20 protein-coding genes and 1 other RNA gene are annotated in these 22,619 nt (G+C 63.5%); 13 read left to right on the top strand and 8 right to left on the bottom strand.

The window, feature by feature from the left end; genetic code table 11:
• Positions 1-87: 87 nt before the first annotated feature.
• The 3 genes from ACQI5H_RS14190 to ACQI5H_RS14180 form a co-directional block, all read right to left on the bottom strand.
• Entirely contained in the window at positions 88-1,653 is a 1,566-nt protein-coding gene (locus ACQI5H_RS14190) for an alpha/beta hydrolase (RefSeq protein WP_427079982.1), read from the bottom strand.
• A gap of 140 nt (positions 1,654-1,793) precedes the next feature.
• On the bottom strand, positions 1,794-3,350 hold the full coding sequence (locus ACQI5H_RS14185) for an alpha/beta hydrolase (RefSeq protein WP_427079981.1): 1,557 nt from the start codon (positions 3,348-3,350) through the stop codon (positions 1,794-1,796).
• Between the two features lie 59 nt (positions 3,351-3,409).
• Positions 3,410-4,801, bottom strand: coding sequence for a WS/DGAT/MGAT family O-acyltransferase (locus ACQI5H_RS14180; protein WP_427079980.1), 1,392 nt, complete (start codon positions 4,799-4,801; stop codon positions 3,410-3,412).
• Between the two features lie 131 nt (positions 4,802-4,932).
• On the opposite strand from ACQI5H_RS14180, the gene panB reads away from it, so the two are divergent.
• From panB to ACQI5H_RS14165, 3 genes are all read left to right on the top strand, one after another.
• Positions 4,933-5,790 (top strand): 3-methyl-2-oxobutanoate hydroxymethyltransferase, encoded by an 858-nt coding sequence (panB, locus tag ACQI5H_RS14175; protein WP_427079979.1) that lies wholly within the window; start codon positions 4,933-4,935, stop codon positions 5,788-5,790.
• Positions 5,791-5,955: 165 nt separating this feature from the next.
• The gene (locus ACQI5H_RS14170) at positions 5,956-7,119 is read left to right on the top strand and encodes a 1,4-beta-xylanase (protein WP_427079978.1); all 1,164 of its coding nucleotides are present in this window, start codon (positions 5,956-5,958) and stop codon (positions 7,117-7,119) included.
• 99 nt (positions 7,120-7,218) lie between these two features.
• On the top strand, positions 7,219-8,769 hold the full coding sequence (locus ACQI5H_RS14165) for a CHAD domain-containing protein (RefSeq protein WP_427079977.1): 1,551 nt from the start codon (positions 7,219-7,221) through the stop codon (positions 8,767-8,769).
• Positions 8,770-8,788: 19 nt separating this feature from the next.
• Here the strand turns inward: ACQI5H_RS14165 and ACQI5H_RS14160 are convergent, their stop codons facing one another.
• On the bottom strand, positions 8,789-9,298 hold the full coding sequence (locus tag ACQI5H_RS14160) for a nuclear transport factor 2 family protein (protein WP_427079976.1): 510 nt from the start codon (positions 9,296-9,298) through the stop codon (positions 8,789-8,791).
• 51 nt (positions 9,299-9,349) lie between these two features.
• Between ACQI5H_RS14160 and ACQI5H_RS14155 the strand changes: the two genes are divergently transcribed.
• From ACQI5H_RS14155 to ACQI5H_RS14125, 7 genes are all read left to right on the top strand, one after another.
• On the top strand, positions 9,350-9,997 hold the full coding sequence (locus ACQI5H_RS14155; protein WP_427079975.1) for a winged helix-turn-helix transcriptional regulator: 648 nt from the start codon (positions 9,350-9,352) through the stop codon (positions 9,995-9,997).
• Positions 9,994-10,725 carry a hypothetical protein gene (locus ACQI5H_RS14150; protein WP_427079974.1) on the top strand — a complete coding sequence of 244 codons (732 nt, stop codon included), beginning with the start codon at positions 9,994-9,996 and terminating at the stop codon, positions 10,723-10,725. The genes ACQI5H_RS14155 and ACQI5H_RS14150 overlap by 4 nt, the downstream gene beginning before the upstream one ends.
• Before the next feature lie 399 nt (positions 10,726-11,124).
• Positions 11,125-11,403: a hypothetical protein gene (locus tag ACQI5H_RS14145; RefSeq protein WP_427079973.1), complete on the top strand. Its 279-nt coding sequence runs from the start codon at positions 11,125-11,127 to the stop codon at positions 11,401-11,403.
• A gap of 293 nt (positions 11,404-11,696) precedes the next feature.
• Positions 11,697-12,431 (top strand): hypothetical protein, encoded by a 735-nt coding sequence (locus ACQI5H_RS14140; RefSeq protein WP_427079972.1) that lies wholly within the window; start codon positions 11,697-11,699, stop codon positions 12,429-12,431.
• 237 nt (positions 12,432-12,668) lie between these two features.
• Positions 12,669-13,271, top strand: a complete 603-nt coding sequence (locus ACQI5H_RS14135) for a recombinase family protein (RefSeq protein ID WP_427080011.1) — start codon at positions 12,669-12,671, stop codon at positions 13,269-13,271.
• Between the two features lie 37 nt (positions 13,272-13,308).
• Positions 13,309-14,016 (top strand): hypothetical protein, encoded by a 708-nt coding sequence (locus ACQI5H_RS14130; RefSeq protein WP_427079971.1) that lies wholly within the window; start codon positions 13,309-13,311, stop codon positions 14,014-14,016.
• A 156-nt stretch (positions 14,017-14,172) separates the two neighbouring features.
• Positions 14,173-15,336 (top strand): AlbA family DNA-binding domain-containing protein, encoded by a 1,164-nt coding sequence (locus tag ACQI5H_RS14125; protein ID WP_427079970.1) that lies wholly within the window; start codon positions 14,173-14,175, stop codon positions 15,334-15,336.
• A gap of 211 nt (positions 15,337-15,547) precedes the next feature.
• On the opposite strand, the gene ACQI5H_RS14120 is transcribed toward ACQI5H_RS14125, so the two are convergent.
• From ACQI5H_RS14120 to rnpB, 3 genes are all read right to left on the bottom strand, one after another.
• Positions 15,548-16,831 carry a hypothetical protein gene (locus tag ACQI5H_RS14120; protein ID WP_427079969.1) on the bottom strand — a complete coding sequence of 428 codons (1,284 nt, stop codon included), beginning with the start codon at positions 16,829-16,831 and terminating at the stop codon, positions 15,548-15,550.
• 611 nt (positions 16,832-17,442) lie between these two features.
• Positions 17,443-18,690: a tyrosine-type recombinase/integrase gene (locus tag ACQI5H_RS14115; RefSeq protein ID WP_427079968.1), complete on the bottom strand. Its 1,248-nt coding sequence runs from the start codon at positions 18,688-18,690 to the stop codon at positions 17,443-17,445.
• Positions 18,691-18,775: 85 nt separating this feature from the next.
• Positions 18,776-19,176, bottom strand: an RNA gene (gene rnpB / locus ACQI5H_RS14110) — RNase P RNA component class A.
• Between the two features lie 110 nt (positions 19,177-19,286).
• Here rnpB and ACQI5H_RS14105 point away from each other — a divergent pair.
• Positions 19,287-20,456, top strand: a complete 1,170-nt coding sequence (locus ACQI5H_RS14105) for a cytochrome P450 (RefSeq protein ID WP_427079967.1) — start codon at positions 19,287-19,289, stop codon at positions 20,454-20,456.
• Between the two features lie 58 nt (positions 20,457-20,514).
• On the opposite strand, the gene ACQI5H_RS14100 is transcribed toward ACQI5H_RS14105, so the two are convergent.
• Positions 20,515-21,420: a hypothetical protein gene (locus ACQI5H_RS14100; RefSeq protein ID WP_427079966.1), complete on the bottom strand. Its 906-nt coding sequence runs from the start codon at positions 21,418-21,420 to the stop codon at positions 20,515-20,517.
• A 176-nt stretch (positions 21,421-21,596) separates the two neighbouring features.
• Between ACQI5H_RS14100 and tpx the strand changes: the two genes are divergently transcribed.
• Positions 21,597-22,091 (top strand): thiol peroxidase, encoded by a 495-nt coding sequence (gene tpx, locus ACQI5H_RS14095; protein ID WP_427079965.1) that lies wholly within the window; start codon positions 21,597-21,599, stop codon positions 22,089-22,091.
• 331 nt (positions 22,092-22,422) lie between these two features.
• Entirely contained in the window at positions 22,423-22,617 is a 195-nt protein-coding gene (locus tag ACQI5H_RS14090; RefSeq protein WP_427079964.1) for a ferredoxin, read from the top strand.
• Positions 22,618-22,619 lie beyond the last annotated feature (2 nt).

The following is a 22,619-nucleotide window of genomic DNA, read 5'->3' as shown; positions in this document are numbered from 1 at the left end:
CAGCTGTTAAATCCGTGTTACCGATGCCCGCTCAGAACCATTGCGGACTGCTCAGACGGGGTGCCGCGGGGCGGCTGGGAGCCGGCCCTAGGACTTGCACCGCAGCGATGCGGGCGGGACCGTCCCCGCGACGAAATAGCGCGTCACCGCGGTATCGACACACTGGTCGCCGTTGAAGACCGCGGTGTGCTGAGTTCCGTCGTATGTGATCAGCGGGGCGCCCAGCTGGCCGGCGAGATTTACCCCGGCCTGATACGGCGTGGCGGGGTCGTGGGTGGTCGAGACCACGACGGCCTTGCCCGGCCCGACCCGCGGCGCACTGTGCGGCGTCGACGTCGCCGGCACCGGCCACAGCGCGCACAGGTCGCGGGGGGCGTTGCCGGTGAACTGTCCGTAGCTCAGGAACGGGGCGGCCCGGCGGATCTGTTGGTCGGCGGATACCCAGCTCGCGGTGTCCGTCGGCGTGGGCGCGTCGACGCATCGGACCGCGTTGAACACGTCCTGGTCGTTGTTGTAGTGGCCGTTTTTATCACGGCCTTCGTAATCGTCGGCGAGGGCGAGCAGGTCGTCCGCATCGGTGCCGCGCTGCAGCCCGAGCAGACCGCTGGTGAGGTACTTCCAGTGCTGCGGGGTGTACAGCGCATTGATGGTGCCGGTGGTCGCGTCGGCGTAGCTCAGGCCACGCGGATCCGACGTGTGGCCGGGCTTGGCGACCAGCGGATCGACCAGCGCGTGGTACCGGTTCACGAATTGGGCCGGGTCGGTGCCCAAGGGGCAGGCCTTCGAACGGGCGCAGTCCGCGGCGTAATCGTTGAAAGCGGTTTGGAATCCCGCCATTTGGTTGACGTTCTCCTGGACCGGCCCGACGGTCGGGTCGATGGCGCCGTCGAGCACCATCGTGCGCACGTGGTCACCGAACTTCTCGAGGTACGCGGTGCCGAGTTCGGTGCCGTAGCTGTAGCCGAGGTAGTTGATCTGATTCTCACCCAGCGCCTGTCGAACCATGTCCATGTCGCGGGCCACGGACGCGGTGCCGATGTTGGCCAGGAAACCGTTGCCCATCCGGGTCGCACACTGTTGGGCCAGCTGCCGGTTGAGCTGTTCGATGTGCGCGACGCCGGCCGGGCTGTAATCAACCATCGGTTCGGTCCGGAAGGCGTCGAACTCGCTGTCGGTGCGGCAGCGCAGCGCCGGGGTTGAGTGACCCACCCCTCGAGGGTCAAACCCCACCAGGTCGAAATCGCGGGTGATGTCGGTGCCTTGCAGGTCGGATGCCATCGCCGCGACCATGTCCACCGCCGACGCGCCCGGCCCGCCGGGATTGATCAACAGCGACCCGATGCGCTGGCCGGTCGCGGGCACCCGGATCACCGCCAGCTTCGCTTGCGCCCCACCGGGATTGGCGTAGTCGACCGGGACCGACACGGTCGTGCACTTGGCGGTGGGGACATCGCTGCTGTCCACGTCGAACTGCTCGCAACCGCCCCAGCCCGGCGCGGCCGCGGCGACCGGCGGCGGTGCCGGGCTCGGCGTCTGTCCCGCACCGGGTTCCGGCGTCGCGCCGGCCACCGGCAGCGCGGATTGCCCCGCGACCAGCAGCCCCAACGACAACAGCGCCGAGCTCAATGGTCTGCGGCGCGACATGGCTGTCATCGTTGCATCCACGAATACCCGTCGCAGCGCGAAACGGTCACGCCTTGATCTCAGGACCTTTTGTCGCCGAACGTGTACTCAGTGCGAATAATCCGCCGGATTCTCGCGCTGAGTACACGCTCGGCGCGACCTCGCAGGCGTCAGCATTTCGCGCCGCTGGGCGGCGTGGCGCCTCCGATCAGATACGCCGTCACGTAGTCGTCGATGCAGCTGTCGCCCTGGAAGACCACCGTGTGCTGGGTTCCGTCGTACGTCAGCAGCGAGCCGCGCAGCTCGTTCGCCAGATCGACGCCGGCCTTGTACGGCGTCGCCGGATCGTGGGTGGTCGACACCACCACGGTCGGCGCCAGGCCGGGCGCCGTGACGGTGTGCGGCTTGGTGGTGGGGGGCACCGGCCAGAACGCGCACGTTCCCAGCGGCGCGTCGCCGGTGAACTTCCCGTAGCTCATGAACGGGGCGATCTCGCGGGAGCGGCGGTCTTCGTCGATCACCTTGGCGCGGTCCGCAATTGGCGGTTGGTCAACGCAATTGATCGCCACGCGCGCGTCGGTGGCATTGGTGTAGTGCCCGTGCGGGTCGCGGCGCATGTACATGTCGGCCAGCGCGAGCAGGGTGTCACCGTGGTGGTTGACCAGTTCGGTCAGGCCGTCGGTCAGGTGATGCCACAGCGTCGGCGAGTACAGCGCCATGATCGTGCCCACGATGGCGTCGCTGTAGCTCAGCCCGCGCGGGTCGTTGGTGGGGATCGGCCTGCCGATCAGCTGGTTGTTCGGGTCGACCATCGGGTCGATCAGGCTGTGGTAGACGTCGACGGCCTTGGCCGGGTCGATGCCCAGCGGGCAGGTCGGCTGCTTGGCGCAGTCCGCGGCGAACGCGTTGAACGCGTCCTGAAATCCCTTGGCCTGACGCAGGTCCGCCTCGATCTGGTCGGCGTTGGGGTCGACGGCGCCGTCGAGGATCATCGCCCGCACGTTCTGCGGGAAGGCCTCGGCGTAGGCGGAGCCGATCCGGGTGCCGTAGGAGTATCCGAGGTAGGTCAGCTTGTCGTCCCCCACCGCCTTGCGGATGGCGTCCAGATCCTTCGCGACGTTGACGGTGCCGACGTTCGCCAGGAAGCTCTTGCCCATCTTGTCCACGCACCGGCCGACGAACTGCTTGGTCTCGTCCTCGATGTGCGCCACGCCCGCCGGGCTGTAGTCGACGTTCGGTTCCGTGCGCAGCCGGTCGTTGTCGGCGTCGGAGTTGCACCACAGCGCCGGTCGCGACGAGCCCACCCCGCGTGGATCGAACCCGATCAGGTCGAACCGCTCGCGCACCCGCTTCGGCAGCGTCTGGACGAGGCCCAGGGCGGCCTCGATGCCCGACTCGCCCGGGCCGCCGGGGTTGATCACCAGCGACGCGAGCTTGTCCCCCGTCGCGGGAAAGCGAATCATCGCCAGGGTCGCCAAGTCGCCGTTGGGATCGTTGTAGTCGACCGGCACGGCCAGCTTGCCGCACAGCGCGCCACTGGGGATCTTGGCTTTCGGGTTCGACGAACGGCACGGCGTCCATTCGATCGGCTGGCCCAACTTTCGCCCGGCCATGAGCGGATGCCCGCCCACGACGCGGACACACCCCGCGAGGAGCAGCGCCACGGCAGCAATCGCCGTCCAGATCAGCAGCAAGCGCGCGATCATGTCGCGGCGAGACGAACCCATGCCAACATATGCTGCCAGAGCAGCACCGAGTGCCTGATCAGCGGCCGGATATCGGCCCGCTACCCGGCGGCCTCGAGCAGCTCTTCCATCCCCACCGCGAACTCGTCGGCCATCTCCCACAAGTCGGGTAGTAACTCCGGGCAGGAGATCAGCCCGACGTCCAAATTTCCGCACAACGACATCACGGTGATGTTGAGACCCGAGCTGTGAAAGATCGGCCCCAACGGGTACATCGCCTTGACGGCGCAGCCGAGCAGGTACAGCGGAACCTGCGGACCCGGCACGTTGGAGACGACGAGGTTGTGCACCGGCATGCTCTCGGTCAGCCGGGAACTGGCATAGAGCCGCATCGCCACGCCGAACACCGCAGGCGCCGCGAACTGCGACCAATCCTGCAACAGGGAAGCACCGATAGCCGAACTATGTTGCTTGGCAACCGAATTCGCTTCGGCGATGGCCTTCAGCCGCTGCACCGGGTCGCCGATCTGGGTGTGCAGACTGGCAAACATGCCCGAAACCTTGTTGCGGCCAGGGCGATCGGACTTGCCGTGCACCGAGACCGGCACCATCGCCACCAGGGACGCGTCGGGGAGGTCGTCGCGCTCGGCCAGGTATTGCCGAAGCACCCCGGAAACCAACGCCAACACCACGTCGTTGACCTTGACGCCGAAACGGTTCTTTACCTTCTTGATGTCGTCGAGATCCAATGTGGCGTAAGCGATGTTGCGCCGGCCATTGATCCGGGCGTTGAAGACGGTCCGCGGCGCGGCGAAGGGACGCGCCATGGTCTGACCCTGGCTGGCCTTGCGCAGCGTCGAGACGAGCGATCCCACCGTGTCGGGCACCGCATTGGCCAAACGCAACGGCCGCGTGGCGAACCGGTACAAGCCGCCCGCGGCGATCTGCCAGGCGCTGGCACTCCCGACCCCGTCCACCGGATCCGGCGGCGCCGCGTCGGCTTCGGTGGCGCACAGCTGCGACATCAGGTTGGCGCCCGTCACGCCATCGACCCCGGAGTGGTGCACCTTCGTCATCACGGCCACGCGGCCGTCGCGATGGCAATCGGTGCCCGCCACGCCTTCGATGACCCACATTTCCCACAGCGGCCGCTGCCGGTCCAGCGGCAGCGACGCGATGTGCCCGCAGATTTGCGACATTTCGTCGCGCCCGCCCGGTGGTGGCAACCCGATCCGGTGCAGGTGGCGGTCGACGTCGAAGTTCTCGTCATCCACCCACACCGGGTGATCCAGGTTCAACGGACTATTGGCGAGCTTTTCGCGGAACTGCGGCATCGCTTTCAGGCGCAGCGACAGCGCGTCGCGCAGCCGGTCGAAGGTGTAGCCGCCGGGCATCGTCGAGGTGTCCAGGTCGACGATCGAGCAAACGTGCATGGGCTGAGATGGGGTCTCCAAGTACAAGAAACTGGCGTCGAGTCCGCTGAGCCGCTGCATGGCCTGAATGGTATGTCTCACACTGCCGCGGCGGTGCAATTGCGCAGCCGAGATGGCAGAATGGCACCGTCAAGCGAACCCGGGGACCCTGCGGGGCCACGAGGATCGACCGACCACTACCAGGGACAACGATGTCTGAGCAGAACGTTTACGGTGCAAACTCATCCGCAAACTCGGCCGCCGACCCCAAGCCGCCGACCAAAATCCGCACTCATCACCTGCAGAAAATGAAGGCCGAGGGCCACAAGTGGGCCATGCTCACGGCCTACGACTACTCGACCGCCCGCATCTTCGACGAGGCCGGCATCCCGGTTCTGCTGGTCGGGGATTCCGCCGCCAACGTCGTGTACGGCTACGACACCACGGTGCCCGTCTCCGTCGACGAACTGATCCCGCTGGTTCGCGGCGTCGTCCGGGGGGCGCAGCACGCGCTGGTCGTGGCCGACCTGCCGTTCGGCAGCTACGAAGCCGGGCCCAACGCCGCCCTGGCCACCGCCACGCGGTTCATGAAGGAGGCCGGCGCGCACGCCGTCAAGCTCGAGGGCGGCGAGCGGGTAGCCGAACAGATCGCCTGCCTGACCGCGGCGGGCATCCCGGTGATGGCGCACGTCGGTTTCACCCCGCAAAGCGTCAACAGCCTCGGCGGTTTCCGGGTGCAGGGCCGCGGTGACGGCGCGGAACAAACCATCGCGGATGCGATCGCCGTCGCGGAAGCCGGAGCGTTCTCCGTCGTGATGGAGATGGTGCCGGCAGAGTTGGCTACCCAGATCACCGGCAAGCTGACCATCCCGACGATCGGGATCGGCGCCGGCCCCAACTGCGACGCGCAGGTCCTGGTCTGGCAGGACATGGCCGGGATGAGCGGCGGCAAGACCGCCCGCTTCGTCAAGCGGTTCGCCGACGTGGGCACCGAATTACGCCGGGCTGCAACGCAATACGCCCAAGAAGTTGCGGGCGGGGTTTTCCCGGCCGACGAACACTGCTTCTAACGTCGGCTGGCCGCCCCGGATTTTCTGCCAGCTTCAACGGTCGAACCCGCCACGACAGCTTCTGCCGAAAATCGTTGTGTTACAACGGTGGTAGGATTTCTTTTATATACATCGCGACTCCGTGGGCGGGGGGTTGAACATATAGTCGGCAATCGTGGTGGCTTCGTGCACCGCCGAACGGTCTTGAAGTTGCCGCTGCTACTGGCAGGAGGCACCGCCCTGGCGCGAGCGCCTCGCGCCGCCGCGCAACCGCCCTTCGACCCGCCGGACTCGAGCCGGTGGTCAACCGACCGCGCCGACCACTGGTATCGAGCCCAAGGCTGGCTCGTCGGCGCTAACTACGTCACGTCGAACGCCGTCAACCAGCTGGAGATGTTCCAGTCCGACACCTTCAACCCCCTGCGCATCTATGTCGAATTGGGCTGGGCCCGGGCCGCCGGATTCAACACCGTGCGGGTGTTCCTCCACGACCAGCTCTGGGCCGAGGATCAGCGCGGGTTCCAGGGCCGGCTGGCCCAGTTCGTCGCCATCGCGGCCGACCGCGGCATCAAACCGCTCTTCGTCTTGCTCGACTCCTGCTGGGACCCGTCCCCTAAAGCGGGCCCGCAGCGCGCCCCGACGCCCGGCGTCCATAACTCGGGCTGGGTGCAAAGCCCGGGCGCCGAACGACTCGGCGACCGCGGCTACCTCGATAAGCTGCGCGCCTACGTGACTGGCGTGCTGACCCAATTCCGCAATGACGACCGGGTTTTGGGTTGGGACCTGTGGAATGAGCCCGACAATCCCTCGCGCCACTATGCGTCCGTCGAGAGGTCGGACAAACTGCAGCTGGTCGCGGACTTGCTTCCGCAGGTTTTCGCGTGGGCACGTTCGGTTGATCCCATTCAACCGCTGACGAGTGCCGTCTGGCAGGGCGAGTGGCCGGACGCCGGAAGTACCAGCGCCATCAGCCGGATCCAGCTCGACAACTCCGACATACTCACATTCCACTCCTACGGCGGACCGGCGGACTTCGAGAGGCGGATCGACGATCTGGCCTCAGGGGACCGACCGATCCTCTGCACGGAGTATCTGGCCCGGCCCCTGGGCAGCACCGTTGCGGAGATCCTGCCAATTGCCAAGCGCTACAAGGTTGGTGCAATCAATTGGGGACTCGTCGCGGGGAAGACTCAGACCTACTTCCCCTGGGACTCGTGGGATCACCCGTATCCGGCGATTCCGGATGTCTGGTTTCATGATCTGCTTCAACCCGATGGACGGCCCTTTCAGGACGACGAAATCCAAGCGATTCGTCAGCTCAACGGCCTGGCGATGCACCTCCGCCCTTAGGGCTGCTGAAGCGCGGCACCGCGGTGTGGCAATCTGTGTGTGCCCGGCCGCGATCGCCGGCGACCTTTGAGAGCGCAGCACCGCGCAACGGAGCCGAAAATGCCTGCAGAAGCGCAAAACACCTCCCGCTATCTGGAGGTGGAGCGCAAGTTCGACGTCGTCGAATCCACGGTGTCGCCATCGTTCGAGGGCATCGCGGCGGTGGCTCACGTCCAGAAATCGCCGACCCAATCCCTGGATGCGGTGTACTTCGACACGCCGTCGCACGACCTGGCCCGCCACAAGATCACGCTGCGGCGCCGCACCGGTGGGCACGACGCGGGCTGGCACCTGAAGTTGCCGGCCGGGCCCGATGCGCGCACCGAGATCCGGGCGCCGCTGGGCACATCGGACCCGACGGCCGAAGACAGCGTGCCGAGCGAGTTGCTCGACGTTGTGCTCGCGATCGTTCGCGACCGCCCGACCGAGCCGGTCGCGCGCATCGCCACCCAGCGGGAAAGCCAGCTCTTGTACAGCGTCGACGGCACCGCGCTGGCGGAGTTCAGCAACGACCACGTCACGGCCTGGTCGGGCGGTGCCGCCGCGGATGCCGGCTCGGTCCCCGCCGAACAGGAGTGGCGCGAGTGGGAACTCGAACTCGTCGCCGGGAATGGTGCCGCCGACGCCGCGTTGTTGAGCCGGCTGAGCAATCGGTTGCTCGACGCGGGTGCCGCGCCGGCCGGTCACGGTTCGAAGTTGGCGCGGGTGCTCGGCGCGACGTTGCCGGCCAACGGCAGCCCGCCGCCCGACGACCCGGTGCACCGCGCGGTGGCCGAGCAGGTTGACGAGCTGTTGGCGTGGGACCGCGCCGTCCGCGCCGACGTCGACGACGCCGTGCACCAGATGCGGGTGACCACCCGCAAGATCCGCAGCCTGCTGCGGGAATCGCCGGAGTCCTTCGGGTTGTCCGACGGCGCCTGGATCCTCGACGAACTGCGCGAGCTGGCCGGTGTCTTGGGCGTGGCGCGCGACGCCGAGGTGCTCGGGCAACGCTACGAGCAGGAGCTGAACCGGTTGGCGCCGGAGCTGGTGCGCGGGCCCATTTGGGAACGTCTGGTCGAGGGCGCCCGCCGCCGCTACCAGACGGGGCTGCGGCGATCGTTGATCGCGATGCGCTCGCAGCGATACTTCCGTCTGCTCGACGCCCTCGACGCAATGGTGGCCGAGGTCCCGGCGCCCGCGTCCGGTGAGGAATCACATGCGATAACCATCGAGCGCGCCTACAAGAAGGTCCGCAAGGCGGCCAACACTGCGGCCGAACTGGACCAAGTCGATCAGACCGACCAGGAGTTCGAGCATCACCGCGACGAGGCACTGCACCGGATCCGCAAGCGCGCCAAGCGACTTCGCTACACCGCGGCGGCCACCGGCGCCGACGACGTGTCCAAGCAGGCCAAGGCCATCCAGACGCTGCTCGGTGATCACCAGGACAGCGTGGTCAGCCGCGAGCACCTGAATCAACAAGCCAACGCCGCTCACGTCGCGGGCGAGGACACGTTCACCTACGGCCTGCTCTATCAGCAGGAGGCCGAGCTGGCCGAGAGTTGCCGCCAGCAGCTCGACGACGCGCTACGCAAGCTCGCCAAGTCGGTGCGCAGAGCCCGCGAATGAGGCCGCGCCCCTAAGGGGGCTACAGGAATGCGGGCACAAAGCGATCGGCGGTGCGAACCGCGAAGGCAAGAGGCCGGGCGAGCACTGTCGCGAGCGCGGCTCTCGCACGGCCACGACGCCGCGCAGAGACCCGGGGCGGGAGCGCCGCGAACAGCGTTGCAAGGCCCGGGAGCGGACGGATGAAGACCGTCATTTCAGCGATCTGTCCCTGTTCGTTGAAGCGCACCAGATTCATGGCTTCGAGTTCTACCCCGCGGACGCGTGCGCGAAATGAGAACGATCGAGTGTCGCCGAGTGCCAGCGGTTCGGTGGTGTCGATGTCCTCGAGGACGGCGAAGATGTCGCGGTACAGCGCCGCAACCTCGTCCTTGCCCTCGAACCGGACGAGATCCGTCATCGGGGAGTGAAAAACGACGTCGGCTGCCAGCAGCGGTATGACGGCATCCGCGTCGCCCCGTTCCCCCGCGGCGCGCAGGGCCGTGATCGCGGTGGCGATCTGCGAGGTGGAAGAGACGCTGGAGACAGACATCGGAACCCCCTAGTGAGACAGCTCGGTCAATGCTTGATAAAATCAAGCGCCATGGAAGAAGTCAAGTCGAGGCCGGGTCGTTCCTATGGGCAGTTCTGCGGTCTAGCGCGCGCGCTTGACGTGGTGGGCGATCGCTGGAGCCTGCTGGTCGTCCGTGAGCTACTTCTCGGCCCGATGCGCTACGGCGAACTCGCGGGCTCGCTGGGCGGCATCGCCACCAATCTGCTGGCCGACCGCCTGCGCAGCTTGGAGTCGAGCGGAGTGATCGAGCGGCAGCTGGACCACCCGAGCGGCGTCGTCTACGCCCTGACTCCCTGGGGCCATCAACTCCGCGAATCGATCGAGGCCCTGATCCGCTGGTCCGAGCCGCTGATGATTAGCGGCCAGGGCGAGGATGCCCTGCAACCTCGTTGGCTGGCTGTCGCGCTTCCGGCGCTGCTCCGCGGACGGACGGCAGAGCCTCCGGTTGAGCTCGGCATCGAGGTCGGCGGTCTACTGATGGCCTTGCGGATCGGCGAGGACGGCCCCCATGTAACCGTCCAACCCGACCGGCGCCCGGACACGATCCTCGAAGCGGAGGCAGCGACGCTCCTCGGACTCGCCGCCGGTGTGCTCACCATTGACCAAGCTCAATCCGGCGCAAGCGTCCACGGGGACCCGAGCGTCCTCGCCATGGTCCTGGGCGCTGCGCCGCCATGAGCGGGCTGCTCGACGAGGTCGTCGCCGCCCATGGCGGCATTGACCGGTGGCGCGCCGTGAAGGCGCTCACCGCGCACGCGAGATTCAGCGGTCTGCTGCGTTCGCGATTCCCGGGGAACCGAATGGCCAACGTGCACGTGCGGATTCAGCTGGCCGAACAGCACACCGTCTTTCACGGTTTCCCACAAGAGGATCAGCGGACGGTGTTCGATCGAGGCGACGTGCGCGTCGAGACCCGGGATGGCGAGCTGATCACCGCCCGGCGCAATGCCCGTGCTGCCTTCGCCGGATTGAGCGGACTACGTCGCAACATCCGCTGGGACGCACTCGATGCCACCTACTTCGCCGGATACGCGTGGTGGAATTACCTCTGCGCGCCGTTGCTGCTGACCCGCGAAGGAGTCACCGTCTCCGAAGGCGCTACCTGGCCGGAGGCGGGTGAGCAGTGGCGGCGCCTCGAGGTGAGCTTCCCTTCGGACATCCACACTCACTCCCGACGACAGACCTTCTACGTGGATGCGGCCGGCCTGATCCGCCGGCACGACTACGTTGCCCGCCCCATCGGGCGATGGGCACGGGCCGTCCACTACTGCAACGACCACCGAAACTTCGAAGGGCTCGTCTTACCCACCCGGCGACAGGCGCGCCCACAGGGACCCAGGGGTCGATCTCTCCCGTATCCGATCCTGGTCGCGCTCGACATCGACCAAATCGAGGTCGAGACATAACGACAAACGCCGGGAAGAGGGCGGACGAGTTGGCCTGTAAGCCGGAAATCGGCTCTCGGCATTTTCCCAGTTCACAATAATTTGGTGCTAGTGGTGGCACGTAGCGGCTAGCTGTCTGACTATGCAGTTCACAGCCTATTTTTCGACCCGCCTCATGCTGCCACCAGTGGGTACAGAGTGGTGCTGTGCGTAGCGCCTGCGTAGTGTAGATGCCTGCTCAGCACTCGATACGCCGAATACACCGTGCAAGCGGCCCCCGCAAGGCAACGAGAATCAACACCAAACCGTGGGGCGCGAGGAAGTACACGGCATGTACTCGCGGTCGTCCCGCCCTGACAGTATGTTTGCGGCCATGACGGATAGATTGATCCGGCGAGGTTGACGCTGATGGAGACCAGCATGAGCATCGTCGGTGAGCAGGTTTGGCTAGTCATTGTCACAACCGAGCCAGCCAAAGAAGAGCTTGGAAATCCCTCGCTTACAGGCTATTTCATCCACGCTAGTGCCGAAGGTGCCGCAAAAGGATTGCGTGACGCACTCGCCGAAGTCGGGAGCAACACGCTAATCCCCGAGTTGATCGCCTTTGAGACCGACGAGACCGGCGGCTACCACGGCAGCATCACAATTGACGGCCAGATCATCAGTTGTAGCGTGGCGTCACTCACCGTGAACGTCTAACCATGGTCGCAACGGCAGTCGGTCGGCTCGCAGTTTCGCGAGCAAATCAGTTGCGTATCGCCGTGGTTCGAGCCGCCGGGAATCGAAGCCGCATATAACGGGGTTGACCTCCGATAGATGGTTCGCGAGTCAGCATGGCACGACATAGGAAAACATGAGCGGCGACGAGAATGTGCTGACCACCGTCAGCACGCTCATTTGTGTCAGCCCTTTCCCCTAACGTCAAGAGTGCAGAACACCTGCAATCGACGCAGGCACCTTCCAACGTTTGACGGATCGCCCAGGAGCACGGCATGAAGGTTGAGCAGTTGTTCGTAGAGACGCTCATCGACATCAGGCAGAAGATTCACAACAACCCCACCGAGTACCAATTGCTCAGAGTCTCTGGCCTCCTACGCCAAATCTTGCTCGAAAACCTTCTCGACGATGCCTGTGCTGCGACCTCGTTGGAGGCCAAGTTCCGGGTCGTCGAGCCGCAGCCACATCAACCCTCGGCGGAGTCAGACGCGGCATGGGCAGCGATGCATGCCGCCCATCCCGAGATTGAGCGCGTAACCGTCGGCGCAGCGATGCGCGGGGGTCTCATGAGTGGCGAACCTTCCCTACCGGGAGATCAAGTGCTCGAACTAACGCGGACGGATTTTCTAGCTCACCCCATCGGCCTCACGTTGAATGATGTTCAATATTCCGTTGAGAGTGTTCTGCGTGTAGCGGCCAATAGTCTTGGCGGCACACACAATGACGGCTTGCCCAACCGAAACAGGGCCGCCGAGCAACTCCGTCAGTACATGGAATCCGGCGAGAACACCTGGTTTGGTCGATCCATGCCTTCGGCATTCATTTTTGAGATAGCCCTCTGCACTCTACGAACATGCCAACCACTGGCGGACGAACTCACTCGGCTCGGTCTGTACTCGCCTGCATCAAGTGAGTGGGCATGGGACGGCACCGGCCAAGCGAGATCAGCCAGCCTTAGTGCGTCACCAGCAGGAACCAACATTGTTGTAGAAGTACACCCCATTCCGTAGGCCAAACCTGGGCCTCCGCCGGACTTGCTGCGACAGGCCTTCAATCGAAGCATGTGAGGCAGCGCTGTCGCGCGCCTTTCTAAATGGTTCACGCGTGTCTCAAATCTAAAGAACTGAGACATACGCGCCGGATAATGGTGCTGTGTGCTAAGTCCCACGTCGCTCTGTCTCAGAAATTGCCTCAAAACATCGGTTGCAAATATTGTGGTTATGAGAGTTTTGAGACAAACTGACGTCATGTCTCAGACCGCAGCTACCACCGCCAGGGTTCAGCTTGGATATGCCCGCGTCAGCACCGGCCACCAAAGCCTTGACCAACAGCTTGACGCGCTCACCGCTGTCGGTGTCGATCCGGCTCGCGTGTACACCGACAAACTGAGTGGCACCTCGACACGCGAGCAGCGGCCCGGCCTTGCCGCTCTGCTGGACTACGCGCGGCCCGGTGACGCCATCGTGGTCGTGGGCATAGATCGGTTGGGCCGCAATGCCGCCGAGGTCATGACGACAATTAGGGAACTTTGTGAGCGCAACATCGTGCTCCGGTCGCTGAGGGAGGGAATCGACACTAGCAACGCTGCTGGCCGGATGATCGCCGGTGTTCTCGCCAGTCTCGCCGAACTGGAATTAGAGCTTGGTCGTGAACGGCGCACAGCAGCGCGTGCGGCTCGCCGGGCACGCGGCCAGCACATCGGACGACCCAAGGCGCTCGACACTGATAAGGCGGAGCTGGCGCGCCGGATGCACACAAGTGGGGAACCGGCCAGCGTCATTGCCACGACCCTCGGAGTCAGCCGCGCCACCGTGTACCGGGTGCTCGCTTGTTCTAGTGATGAAAAGTGACCGACGCTCGTCGGCGTGCTCGGTTACGGTCGGCTCCATGGACAGTGACTGCCGGCTATTCCTTGCTGCAATCGAAGAAGCGCTCGGAGTTCCAGGTCAAAAGGAACTTCCTGAGGAACCGCGAGGTTACGGCAACTCGCTGGCGTTGTGCCTTATTGACTCGATCCAATCCCTGCGAAACGACTACGCGAAAGTGGTTGTTCCAGTCCTCAACAGATACAGGGCCTATAGAGCGCAACACGGCGGGGAAGCAGCAACAGACGGGCTCCGACAGTTTCTCGACGCCTTCGACGAGATGGGCGGGGTGGGCCAGTGGAGCGCTAAGGTCGGCACCTCCCACAAAGCACCCGGTACCACGGTGCTCAAAGGAGAGGCGATGCGCCAAGCGGCAGAGGCTTTGCTCGCCACCGGTGTCGACACGACTACCGACCTGCGAAAGGCCGCCGAAGATGCCGATGCCCTCGAAGCTGTACACAGAGCATGGAACGGTGTGCACGGTCTCGGTAAGGCGTCGTGGGACTACCTCTTGATGCTCGCTGGCCCCGACGGAACTAAGGCCGACACTCTGTTACTCCGTTTCACCACTCGCGCGCTTGCACTGCCAAAGACGGTGGCCCCGAACCGGGCACAAGCCGCGCTTAAATGCGCTGCGGACACACTAGGCGTCACCCAGAAGCGGCTAGATCATGCAATCTGGCTATACGAGTCCGAGGCATCCCGCAAAGCGCGGCGTCGGACGGCTTAGTTTCAGCACCCGTGAGGTCGGTCACCCGACTCTCGATGCCCCCTGGGGGTAGCCCCCATGAACCGAAATCTGATGCCTCGCACAGCCAGCGCCTTCTCTGTCTCGCGTCGGACGCGTGACGCGACGGTGCGAAGGCTTGCGCTCTAGAGTACAAATGTGCGAGGAAAGCGCGTCAAATTTGTATATGACCCACGTATTGTGTCGAACGATTCCCTAGAAGTAGTGGGCGTCGGTTATGCAGAGTTGCTCGACGGCGACTACGCATTTGCGCCGTTCGAGATTCTGCGAGACGCTAACCTGTCCTCTTTACGTGCCGCCATGACCTCCGTATATCGAGGTTATGAGTATGGCAACTCCGAAGACCCGATGAAAGAATACCCCCGTTTTAGAGTCAACTGGACGATGGATGCGCTGGCGGATTTCGATGAAGAAGATTCGCTCACGACTCCGGTGAGCATCGTACTCATGAGAGACCGAAGGCTTCTGATCGAAATAGATGTGCTTAACGGTCCCTTAGTTCGGAGCGAGGAGCAGAGCTGGCCGGAGGGTCAAGCAGTCCTCGCGGACTGGCTCAGTTCACGAAACGGCAAGTTGGTCAGCTTGTCCCCATTTAGCCTTGAATACCGGACCTACTGGGTAGCACGCATCGAGATTCCACTAAGAAATAAAACGCTGGCAGACGCCCATTATCTAGGCGAGGAAGCTGTTGAGATAATTGGAACCTTCGGATCAGGAGACCTATCCGTCGAGTCGATCCTCGGCTTACTCAATGGTGGGCACGCGTCGGCATTAATCGGTCTACCGGAGGGGCAATTACTTGAAGCGAAGGTGGCGGTCCATCTAGAGGCAGCGAAGGAGAAGCTAGAACTCGCAAAAGACGTCTCTGCGATGGCAAACGCAATTACCGGGGGCGTGCTGGTAGTCGGGCTAGCAACAAAAACGCGTCAGGGTCGCGACATCATCACGTCGATACATCCGGTCGCGGACACCGGACAAGCCCGCCGCGTGAGGTCTGTACTCCACCGCCACATCTACCCGCCGATCCAGGGCCTGAGAGTGGCTATGGTGCCAGCGGGCGCCAGTTATAAGCCTGACGATCACCTATTGATGGTCGTCGTTCCGCCTCAACCGAGGGAGCTCACACCGTTTCTCGTCGCGGGCGTCGTAATAGATGGGAACGTCTTCGGTGACTACATCGGACTTTTTGAGCGGCGAGAAGACGACGTCACCGCGCTCACCGCTCCCTCCATCCAAGCTGGACTGTCGGCAGGCTTCGCACTGCTCCGAGGTCGAACTGAATCCGAAGGTCGCCCGCGGTAGTAGGTTCACTTGCACCCCATACACAACATCCAACGTTCCCAGCCCCGAGCACCTGCTGTTAGGTACAGAACGGCGCGGCCAACGGTCGCCAACGCCAATGTGGACGTTTGCATCCGAGCGGCTCATCGCAGCCAATGGGGGTGGGGGGTACCCCGTTAACGTTCGCATCGCCGCCTCGAACGGCCAGCGACACTTCTCTCTCGATGGAATCTCAGCCGGTCAGCTTCCAGCAAGTTCCCTTATAGCCCCTGGTATTAGCCGCAACATACAACTGATTCTTCGTATAACCAGCAGCTTCCCCGGCCTCACGCACATCGGCTCCCACCACGGTGTCGTGCCCCCCGGCGTGAAGCGAAGCAAGATGCTCATCGAACCATTGCTGGCACGACATCTTTGGGGTGTTCGCTTTCCGTGACTTGTGCGTTTCCATCCTTACGACATTGGTCGAGCGTTCACCCTGAACTACCCGTTCACCCGCCTTGACCTGCGGCAGCATCCCCTGAACGGCCTGTTCACCCTGAACCGGTGTCGTGAACTCATAACGGGTGCCGCCAGATACCGACACAGCGATGACACGACTCTCGTCAGCTAACTCTTCAAGAGCCTGCGGAAGCAGCTTGCGACGGTGCAGCTTCCCCATTGCCGAGTTCAGATCGCTGTACGACGCGCTGCCACCTGCCTTGGTCATCGTGGCGATGACGCTGCTCTTCACCGACTCGACCGCATGACGCTCTCGCCCCTCGCTACGGATCATGTCGCGCCGCCCACTCTCGCGGATAGCGTTGTCCCGTAGCTCAGCCTCTCGCTCAAGCAGCATGTCGCGAGTCTGATTCGACACCGCCATTACCGCAGCAGAAAGTTCCCAGTCCCATTCGGTGACTTCGACCCGTTGGTGCAGGATCGCGAGCAGAGCGGCAACCTTGCAGCGCGTCAGCAGGGAGTGTCCGTCAAGCGGATCACCCTCACCGCGCACACGGGCTAGAGCATTGTCCAGAATCGACTGTTCGATCTCGGGCACGCCGTAGACGATCTCAACGACACCATCGTCTCCGGGCGTCCACACCGGCATCGCCGTATTCAACGGCTCGGGCTCCGGAAATCTACCGTCGGGAGTGGTCGGGTCGACTACTGGCACCCAAAGGAACCGTTGCGGAGTTCCGCCAGTCGTGTCTCTGAACAGCACTTGGGTATGACCCGGCTGCGCACCCACCGCAAGACATGCCCGGTATGAATGCTCAGGCACAATCCGGCGGGAATCCTTAGTGGCGTTAGCCTGCCCTAGCTGTTCACCCATTGCCAGACTCTTTAGTGTCGGCAGGAGAATACTGCCTTGCGTGCCGGTCAAGCCCGTAAGCGTGTCGATTTCCGGGATGTCGAAGATAATCGGTTCGATCTCGTCTCTCGCCTTCTTCACGAACATTTCGGCGATGCCTTGACCGGAACCGACGGGCAGCGTGCAAATGTCACGCGGCCACGCTAAGGTCGCCACCTTCATAGCAGCGCCCTTACCATCCCCCGACCTGCCCACAAAAGCGCTAAGCAAGTTAAGGCTGGCCCGGCCACCTCTAATTCCAGGCAACTGCACGTAATGCGGGACGCTGGCCGATACGCGGAGTAACACCCCGAAGAACACTGCCCAGGGTGCCACTACGCGGGCACGCGCCCATCCGTGAACCTTCTCCAACTGGTCACTACCAGAGTTCAGAAAAAACTCATCACCCATGCTCATGGCCGGTCTACGCAGCGAACATTGAGCCGAAGTGCTCCACTATCTCTGCACGTTTCCACACTCGCCTACGGCCAATTTTCGCGGACGGCGGCAATTGGCCTAGCCGCTCCCAATAGCGAATGGTGTCGATGCTCCGACCGCTGTATTTAGCGATACCGGCGGCGTCGATAAAGGGACTCTCAGACATGACTAGCTTTCTTTGTGGCAACGAAAACCCGCCGCCATTAGGTACCCGCTCACTGGTTGAGCACTGGACGCTTGCGGAATCAACCGCCGAAATTTCGTTGCATGTCTGAGTTGCTGTGTGCGTCCACTTGGTGGTGACACGTTAGCACAGGTGTTCGATAGGAGCCGGACAACGGCTCGGCGTGTCGGGGCTACTGCTCGGGGTTACCCAACCTGAGCACTGAGTCAATCGCATCTCGCGTCCGGTCGTCCGAATCAGGCCAGAGGTGCGAGTACGTGTCCAACGTCTCCGCAGCAGACGCATGCCCCAAGCGGGCCTGCACCGTCTTAACAGACTCCCCGTACCGGATGAGCAGGCTTGCGTAGTAGTGCCGAAGCGAATGCAGGCCGCTCCGTGGCGGTAGCTTCGCAGCTCGCGCCGCCGCGTTCCAGTGGTAACCAAACGACGAACGGGGAATAGGTTTGCCGCGCCAGGTGAAAACCAGGCCATCCGGGCCGGGCGCAAACTGTTCCAGGTGTTCCCTAAGGGACGCCACCACCACATCCGGCAACGGTATCGTCCGATAGCTCGCCTTCGTTTTCAGCGGGCCGAACTGTAGCGGGTTTGGTCGGACAAGTTGCTGGTCAACCTTCACCGTGCCGCTACGGTCGCCAGGCTTCTCGGGCAGATGCAGGCGGTCTACAACCAGGCCGAAGCACTCCCCTTTCCGCATTCCGGTACCGGCGGCGAACGTCGCCAGCGCTCGCAGCTCAGCGGGCAACATGCTCCGCACGATCTCGAATTGTTCGGTCGTCGGCGGAACAACCTTCTTTGGTTGCAATTTCGGAAGCTTGGTGCCGTCGCACGGATTAGACGCAATGCACTTGTCGCGCACTGCATCCCGCAGGATGCCGTACACGATCCCGTGCACAACCGCCACGCTCGACGGTGCCAGCTCAACCCCGGAAATCCATGCCTGTATCTCACTCGGGAGAATCGCGGATATCGGGCGGTCGCCGAGCACCGGATAGGCGTGGAGCCGTAAGCGGCTCTCTACGTGCTCCGCTGAGCTGTCTCGGTGGACCTGTCGCTTACGCCATGCCTCCGCGTAGTCGCGGAAGGTGACCTGCCCCGCAGCGGGGTCGATGTAGCTGCCGGTGTGTAAGTCGGAATCGACTCGCCGTTTATGGGCGTCGGCGGTGGCACGCTTCTCATATGAGGCGGTGAGTTCCTTGCCCGTCTCATCGACCCACCGACAACGCCACCTTCGGCCCTTGCCGTGGAGCTTGGTACACACCATCGTGCCTGGGGTTTTGAAGTGGGTGCGGTCGGTGCACCACACCGCGCCCTCTGTGTTGTCGGCGGGGTAGAACACCTGCTCACCCTTACGGCGATCTCGGTGCCATTGATCTTCTACGCGCGCCCCTGGGGAACGACGCTTCACGCCCGGTGCACTCACGGGACGGGATCGTACGCTGCCGTGCGTAGCCCGTGCGTAGCGGCTCGCCGCATTGATCACAAATCACCTGTTAAATAGCGGTGGGCGGACGAGTCGGCCTGTAAGCCGGATTCTGTTCCCCGCCGCCGCGCTTGAGCAACGGCGGCGCGGCGGCGGCCATCCATCTGGACACACCGTTGCCGGGTGCCTCAAGCGGCCTACCCGCAGGCTCGGGCGAGCAACCCTCGGACGCCTGCGCGGCCGCACTTTCGCGCGGCCTTCTTGGCCTTGCTTCGGGTGGGGTTTGCCAAGCCACTCCGGTCACCCGGAATGCTGGTGCGCTCTTACCGCACCGTTTCACCCTTACCACCGCGAGGGTGGCGGTCTGTTTTCTGTGGCACTTTCCCGCGAGTCACCTCGGATTGCCGTTAGCAATCACCCTGCTCTGCGAAGTCCGGACTTTCCTCGAACCGCCTTGCGACGGTCCGCGGCCGCCCGGCCAACTCGTCCGCAGCAACACGGTACTCGCTGCAGAATCTGCTGGCCAGCGGCGTTTGCCCATTACGCAATTTATTCAATCATTGCCTAATTAGCGACGTTGGTGTCACGCTGACCGCATGACAGAAACCGAAGGCTATGTCGACCAGGCGTTCATGGGAATCGCTGAGCCGCAGCCCATGTACAAGGCGTTGCGCGAAACCACCCCGGTGTTCCGAAGCCCGACGGCGGTGGTTCTCAGCCGCCTGGCCGACATCGAGATGGCACTAAAGCACACCGAGCTGTTCTCGTCGAACATGGACGCCGTAGACCTCGGCAACGTCCGACCGATGATTCCGCTGCAAATCGACCCGCCCGACCACGCGAAGTATCGCCGCATCCTCGATCCGCTGTTCACCCCGCGGGAAATGGCCCGGCGCGAGCCCCGCGTCAGCGAGCTGGTCAACGAGATGATCGACCGCTTCGCCGGCCGCGGCGAATGCGACTTCCACGAAGAGTTCGCCGTTCCCCTCCCCTGCACCGTCTTCCTGCAATTGCTCGGCCTGCCGCTTGAGGACCTCGACCAGTTCCTGGAGTGGAAGGACGGCATCATCCGACCGGAGGGCGACTCGGGCTTCGACCGCCGTCACGAGTCTGGCGCGCCCACTGCGGAAAAGATCTACGACTACTTCGACCGCGCCATCGACGACCACATCGCCAGCCCGCGCGACGACGTGCTGTCCGCCATGATCGCTGCCAACGTGGAAGGCAGACCGCTATCGCGCGAGGAGCTGCTCGACATCTGCATCCTGTTCCTCATCGCGGGGCTGGACACGGTGACCGACTCGCTCGACTGCTTTTTCGTGTACCTGGCGTGCCATCCCGACCACCGTCGTCAGCTCGTCGAGCAGCCCGACATCCTGCCGAGCGCAATCGAGGAGTTGTTGCGCTGGGAGACCCCGGTGCCGGGTGTGGCCCGCGTCTGCATCCAGGACACCGAGGTGGGCGGGTGTCCAATCAGCAAGGGCGAACGGATCAGCCCGCTGCTCGGCGCGGCCAACACCGACCCGGCCGAATTCCCGGACCCCGAGCTGGTGGACTTCAACCGCAGCCCGAACCGGCACCGCGCGTTCGGCGGCGGTCCGCACCGCTGCCTCGGATCGCATCTCGCCCGCATGGAGCTACGGGTGGCGCTGCGCGAATTCCACCGGCGCATCCCGGATTACGAGATCAAGCCCGGCGCGCAGCTGACCTACACCGCAGCGCTGCGGTCGGTGGAGTCCCTGCCGCTGGTATTCCCAGTAGCTTAGAGCTACTCGGGCTGGCCTTCCTGCACGAAGGCGGCGTTGTTCGCGGTCACGACGCCGCTCAGACCTTAACCGGCCGAGAAGCGCGGTGCTCTTCACCGGGTCTCTTTGGCAGCCCGTTTTCTTCGCCTGCTCGCTCGGGAGTCGAGAAGCGACTTAGCGGAACTTCGTCGCTGTCGCGCACTGACCCTGAAATGAGGTAGGTGGGTCGCGGTGACGCTGCCGGAAGGAATTCGCGGCGGTAGGCGTCCAGTCGGTCGGCAAGCAATAGATAGTCGAAGATGTGTCGGGCGAGAAACGAGAGGTCGGACTTGCTGAGCTGGTTGGCCTTAAACAATGGGTAGACGAACTCTAATGCTCTGAAATAGCCCTGGCTTTCGATGTCGTTCACAAGGCAGATGACGTCTGATGCGACGAACGCTGAAAGGTCGAGAATCTCCCGATTCACGCTGCGGGCGCGGTCCATATGATAATGAATCGCGTCCAGCACCGGCGTGTGCGCAGCCGGGGTGGCCGACGCAATCAGCATATTGGTAGGCGTTTCTGGTCCAATCTTGCTGCAGGTCTCTTGGACGTTCGCCAACGTATTCTCTCGATGGCTATCGAAGCCGGCCGCTTGATGCAACGTGCCCATGAGGCTAGTCGCCTCGCCGACGGCGCGAGTGATCAGCGGTTCTAGGTTCCCATAGATCTTTCGGCGATCTCGCCGCAACGGTAACCGGACTATTAGCAGGTAGAAGATGAAGGCGTGCACGTAACCGATTGCGATGTCGAAAAGAAGGCTGCCGAGTCGCGCACCACCTCGGAAGACTTCGGGAATGTCGGCGAGCAAAACATGCTCGGCAACGCAGTAGAGCAGTGCAACCCCCGCCAGAGCCCAGAGCGATCGATTGAGTTTGCGTTCGAAAGTGCTGAGATAAGTGAGCTGAGTTGCTCGTTGCCAGCGGCGTTTGAGTCCATCACTCATGTGGTGATTATCCCCTGATACGCCCCCACCGGCTGAATTTTCGCCGGCTTCCTCTTCCGACGACCCGGGGTGAGTGGTTGCGGCCCCTAAGGCGGGTCTACGCCATGTATCCAGTGCCCCACAAGTTCCATTCGGACATCCGATCCTGACTCAAGCGGGCCTGGCAGACTATGCCCATGGCACAGATAACCTTGAATGGAAACCCGGTCAACACTGTCGGCGAGCTGCCTGCCATCGGATGTAAAGCCCCGGACTTCAATTTGACCGGCTCCGACCTGTGGGTGATCGACATCGAGCAGTTCCGCGGCAAGCCCGTGGTGCTGAACATTTTTCCGTCCATCGATATAGCAATTTGCGCGACGACCGTGCGGAACTTCAACGAGCGCGCCGCCGCGACCGGTGTGTCCGTGGTGTGCGTGTCAAAAGACCTGCCGTTCGCGTTTCAACGATTCTGCAGCGCCGAAGGCATCGACAACGTCAAGACAGCTTCGGCGTTCCGTGACAGCTTCGGCGAGGACTACGGTGTCACGATCACAGACGGTCCAATGGCTGGGCTCCTTGCCCGGGCGGTCGTGGTGATTGGCGCCGACGGCAACGTCGCATACACGGAGTTGGTGCCAGAAATCGAGCAGGAGCCAAACTACGACACTGCGATGGCCGTGCTGAGCTGAGCGTTCGGCGCGGGTAACGCCCGGTGGGCGTCAGCGCAAACGGCCGCCAATAGGTACCGGACCAATCTCCGGGACAACCCGCGCGCCAGCCGCGAAAGTCCGCTCCCGGTGGGAGCTTCCGTCACCGCTCGGCACAAGAAAGTCGGATGTGGGGCGGCATCACGATCGTCGGCTCGGAGCGATCGCTGCCAGCGTTCATGAGAGCCCTGCGGGTCGATCAGCCGGCGGAAGCTTGCAACGGGATGCCCAGATGCACCTAAGCTTAGGATGCGTCTGCCATGACGGGCGCCGGCGACGATGCAGAGCGAAGCGATGAGGAGGAGCGGCGCTGATGACCCGAGTCTCGGTCGACGCTGACCGCTGCACAGGGCACGGCCGTTGCTACACCCTGGCGCCCGACGTCTTCGACGCCGACGAGGTGGGTCACTGCGTCGTGCTCGTCGACGAGGTCTCCGGGGAACTCGAGGCGCAGGCCGCCACCGGCGAGCAAAACTGCCCCGAGCAGGCAATCACCCTGTCTCGCTGAGT

Origin of the sequence: Mycobacterium heidelbergense (genome assembly GCF_050205645.1) — a bacterium.
Lineage (GTDB): Bacteria > Actinomycetota > Actinomycetes > Mycobacteriales > Mycobacteriaceae > Mycobacterium > Mycobacterium heidelbergense_A.
Note: the sequence above shows the minus strand (reverse complement) of the source record. Positions and strands in the feature narration are given on the sequence as shown.